Below are 4,359 nucleotides of genomic sequence, written 5' to 3'. Positions count from 1 at the left end.
GACTAAGGGGGTGGAGAAGGACCTGTTGGAAGCCCTGGGCCAGCACCTGGTCTGGCGGATCGGCCGGGCCGAGGAGGAAGAGGTCCTGGTGGTGCGGGTGGGCCTGGCCTCGGCCACACCCCGCTTCCGGGAGTTGCCCAGGCTCTTGAACATCCCGGATGCCGAGGTGGCCCGCCTGGCCAAGGAAGGCCGGGTGCGGGTGGAGTGGGTGGAAGGATGAAGGCCAGGCTGCACCTCGTCCTAAACGGCCATCCCTCCCAGGGTTTACCCCTGGAACTCCAGCTGGAAGGAAACGAGGTCCGTGGGGTCTTCCGGCAGGAAAACCCCGTGCTGGGGGAGGTGGCCCTTCCCTTCGCCTCGAGGCTTAGAGGAGAGAACCTCGAGGCCAAGCTCCTCCCTCCACCTTCCCTCAAGGTAGAGGGTCGCGTGCTTTCAGGCACGAAGGGGCTGGAGCTGGAACTGGAGCTCAGTTTGGTCCTCCCCGAGGGACAAACCTGGGGGGAGCGGGCCTTTGCCCGCATCCTGGAACTCCTCTTCTCTAAAAGCCTAGAGCGGTCCCTTTCCCAAATGCCCTCCTCTCCGGTATAGTGCCTTTTAAAGGAGGTGCCTATGCTGGAGATCCGGTACCTGGGCCACTCGGCGGTCTGGCTTTCCGACGGCAAGACCAAGGTAGTCATCGATCCCTTCCTCACCGGGAACCCCGTAGCCCCGGTGGGGGTGGGGGAGGTGCAGGCGGACCTCATCCTGGTTACCCACGCCCACGGGGACCACTTCGGCGACGCCGTGGCCCTGTCCAAGAAAGGAGGCACGGTGGTTTCCACCTTTGAGATCGCCACCTATGCGGAGAAGCACGGGGCCAAGGCGGTGCCCATGAACATCGGAGGCACCTACCGCTTCCCCGGAGGGTGGCTCAAATGGTTCCCCGCCTGGCACTCCTCTAGCTTCCCCGACGGCACCTACGGGGGCATGCCCATGGGGGTGGTGGTGGAACTTGGCGGCAAGCGCATCTACCATGCTGGGGACACCGCCCTCTTCTCCGACATGCGCCTCATCGGGGAGCTGGGCCTGGACTTGGCCTTCCTGCCCATCGGCGACCACTTCACCATGGGACCGGAAGACGCCCTAAAGGCCCTGGAGCTCCTAAAACCCAAGCGGGTGGTGCCCATCCACTACAACACCTTCCCCCCCATCCGTCAGGACGGGGATGCCTTCGCCGAGAGGGCCAAGGAAAAGGGCGTGGAGGGCCACGCCCTGAAACCGGAAGGTGTGTTGGTCCTTGACTAGCCTGAAGCGCAAGGATTTCCGCTTGCATATGCTCCTGGGTTTGGGGCAGACCGCCCAGGTCTATTTGGCGGAGGCTCCCGATGGGCAAAAGGTAGCCCTCAAGCTTCCCCGCAAGGAAGTAAGGCAGGACCCCAGGCTTGCCGAGCGGTTTGCCCGGGAGGTTTCCCTTAGCCTTTCCCTGAAGCACCCCCACCTGGTGCAGGGGCTTTACGGGATACCCTTCGGCGAGGGAGCCTTCCTGGCCCTGGAGTACCTGGAGGAAGGCACCCTGGAGGAACGCCTCCTCAAGGGTCCCCTGAACCAGGAGGAAGCCATGCGGGCGCTTTTGCAGGTGGGGCAGGCCTTGCTCTTCCTGCACGAAAAGGGCTTCCTCCACCAGGATGTGAAGCCCTCCAACGTGTTCGTGGGAAAAGAAGGCTACAAGCTCGGGGACCTGGGCACCGTGCGCCCCCTGGCGGAGGCTTCCTTGGAGTATGCGGGAAGCCCCCACTACCTGGCCCCCGAGCTCTTCCTGGGGGCCAAGCCCAGCCCCAAAAGCGACGCCTACAGCTTTGGGGTGATGGCCTACGAGCTCCTCACGGGAAGGCGACCCTTCCGGGGGGAAACCCCGGAAGCTCTCCGCAACGCCCACCTCCTCCTGCCTCCCCCTCCCACTTCCCTTCCCCCCAGGCTGGACAAGGCCTTGAGGCGCCTCTTGGCCAAAACTCCTGAGGAGCGCCTGGACATCAAGGGTTTTATCGAGACTCTGGAGAACCCTTACGGCAAGAAGGAGGGCGAAACGCCAAGCAAACGCAAGGGCTTTCCCTTTTGGAGGAAATAGATGGAGCCCATCTGGTATCCCAACCCGGAGGAGATCCAGGCCACCAGGCTCTTCCGATTCATGGAGGCCCTGGGTTTCCGGGACTACGAGGCTTTCTACCGCTATAGCGTGGAGGAACTTGAGGCTTTTTACCACCAGTTTTTCACCCACCTGGGCCTACCCTGGCGCAAACCCTACGAGCGGGTCATAGAAGGTGGGTTTCCCCTTCCCCGCTTCTTCGTGGGGGGGCGGCTCAACCTGGTGGAGGCAGCCCTCAGCCACGAGCCCACCGCCTTAGCCCTCATCCACGAAACCGAGGAGGGTGGGGTGCACACCCTCACCTACGGGGAGCTTTTAGAAGAAGTGGAACGGGTGGCGGCAGGGCTTCGGGCCCTGGGGGTGGAGCGAGGGGACCGGGTGGGCTTGTGGTTCCCCATGGGCCTCGAGGCGGCCATTCTCCTCCTGGCCACCGCCTGGCTTGGGGCCATCGCCATTCCCATCTTCTCCGGCTACGCCGCCGAGGCGGCGGCGGTGCGGCTCAAGGACGCCAAGGCCAAGCTTTTGGCGGTGCAGGATGGCTTCCACCGCCGGGGAAGAAGGGTGGAGCTCCTCCTCGAGGCCCGCAAGGCCCAGGCCCTGGCGGAGACCCCCCATCTCTTGGTGGTGCGCCGGCTGGGCCTGCCCCTGGAGGCCGGGGAACTGGACTACGCATCCTTAAGGGGCGAGCCCTTCCCCGCGGAGGAGATGGAGAGCATGGACCCCTTCATGCTCATCTACACCTCCGGCACCACGGGCCGGCCCAAGGGAACCGTCCACTACCATGCGGGCTTTCCCCTCAAGGCCGCCCTTGACCTGGCCCTTCTCTTTGACCTGAGAGAAGGGGATCGCCTCTTCTGGTTCACGGACCTGGGCTGGATGATGGGGCCCTGGGCCATCCTGGGAGGGCTGATCCTGGGGGCCACGGTGTTCCTCTACGACGGCGCCCCCGACTACCCGGGACCGGAGCGGCTTTGGCGAATGGTGGAGGCCCACCGCCTCACCCACCTGGGCCTCTCCCCCACCCTGGTGCGGGCCTTGATCCCTTTGGGGGAGGAGCCCATCCGGGCCCACGACCTCAGCTCCCTTCGGGTCCTCGGCTCCACCGGGGAGCCCTGGAACCTCGAGCCCTACCTCTGGTTCTTCCGGGCGGTGGGGGAGGAAAAGAGGCCCATCGTGAACTACTCGGGGGGGACGGAGGTTTCCGGAGGCATCCTGGGCAATGTTCTGGTCAAACCCATCAAGCCCATGGGCTTCAACACCGCCGTGCCCGGGATGGCCGCGGCGGTGCTGGACCCGGAGGGGAAACCCGTGGTGGGCCAGGTGGGGGAGCTTGCGGTGCTCAGGCCGTGGCCCGGAATGACCAAGGGATTCTGGCAGGACGAGGCCCGCTACCTGGACACCTATTTCTCCCGTGTCCCCGGGGTTTGGGTTCACGGGGATCTGGCCCTACAGGATGAGGAAGGCCACTTCTTCATCCTGGGCCGGAGCGACGACACCCTTAAGGTGGCGGGCAAGCGGGTGGGGCCTGCCGAGGTGGAAACCGCCGCCATCGCCCACCCCGCCCTCAAGGAATGCGCCGCCATCGGGGTACCCCATCCGGTCAAGGGGGAGGCCATCGTGCTCTTCGCCGTGCTGAAGCCCGGCTTCTCCCCTAGCCCCGAGCTGGCCCAGGCGGTGGCCGACCGGGTGGCGGAAGCCCTGGGCAAACCCTTAAAGCCGGAAAGGGTTCTCTTTGTCCCCGACCTGCCCAAGACCCGAAACGCCAAGGTGATGCGCCGGGTGGTGCGGGCGGTCTACCTGGGCCAGGATCCCGGGGATCTCTCGGCCCTGGAGAACCCCGAGGCCGTCCGGGCCATCCAGGAGGCCGCCCAATGGTGAGAGCCCTCGCCCTTCTCCTCTTGGGGAGCCTCGCCCTGGCCTCCCCCCTGGAAGAGGCCCGCGCCCTCTACGCCCGGGGGGAGATGGAAGGGGTCCTCGCCCGCCTTAAGCCCCTCCTCCAGGGCTATGACCCCCCAGAGGAGGCCCTCCTCCTCGCAGGCTTCGCCCACCACCGCCTGGGCCAGAGGGAGGAGGCCCTTTACGCCTTCTCCCGCCTGGTGGGGACGCTTCGGGGCGGGGCGGAGGCCCTGTTTGGCTTTGGCCTTGCCCTCAGGGCTGCGGGGGACCTCGAGGGGGCAAGGAGCGCCCTGGAGGAGGCTTACAGCCAGGGCTACAGGGAGGCGGCCTCCCTCCTCCAG

General features: G+C 65.8%; 6 protein-coding genes. All 6 read left to right on the top strand.

Annotated features, from left to right (window positions below; all coding sequences use genetic code 11):
- Nucleotides 1-10 precede the first annotated feature (10 nt).
- Entirely contained in the window at nucleotides 11-220 is a 210-nt protein-coding gene (locus TNMX_RS11460; RefSeq protein WP_015716772.1) for a DUF3248 domain-containing protein, read from the top strand.
- A complete protein-coding gene (locus tag TNMX_RS11455) occupies nucleotides 217-588 on the top strand; it encodes a DUF3809 family protein (protein WP_038032402.1) in 372 nt (123 codons plus the stop codon). Before TNMX_RS11460 ends, TNMX_RS11455 begins: the two co-directional genes overlap by 4 nt.
- Nucleotides 589-609: 21 nt before the next feature.
- Nucleotides 610-1,284: a metal-dependent hydrolase gene (locus tag TNMX_RS11450; RefSeq protein ID WP_038032400.1), complete on the top strand. Its 675-nt coding sequence runs from the start codon at nucleotides 610-612 to the stop codon at nucleotides 1,282-1,284.
- A 28-nt stretch (nucleotides 1,285-1,312) separates the two neighbouring features.
- Nucleotides 1,313-2,104, top strand: coding sequence for a serine/threonine-protein kinase (locus TNMX_RS11445; protein ID WP_253269407.1), 792 nt, complete (start codon nucleotides 1,313-1,315; stop codon nucleotides 2,102-2,104).
- Nucleotides 2,105-4,000: an AMP-binding protein gene (locus TNMX_RS11440; RefSeq protein ID WP_038032396.1), complete on the top strand. Its 1,896-nt coding sequence runs from the start codon at nucleotides 2,105-2,107 to the stop codon at nucleotides 3,998-4,000.
- A partial coding sequence (locus tag TNMX_RS11435; protein WP_038032395.1) for a tetratricopeptide repeat protein occupies nucleotides 3,994-4,359 on the top strand: 366 nt, incomplete at its 3' end. The genes TNMX_RS11440 and TNMX_RS11435, both read left to right, overlap by 7 nt.

It is taken from the genome of Thermus sp. NMX2.A1, assembly GCF_000511705.1.
Classification (GTDB): domain Bacteria; phylum Deinococcota; class Deinococci; order Deinococcales; family Thermaceae; genus Thermus; species Thermus scotoductus.
This window is presented reverse-complemented; position numbering and strand designations above follow the sequence as displayed.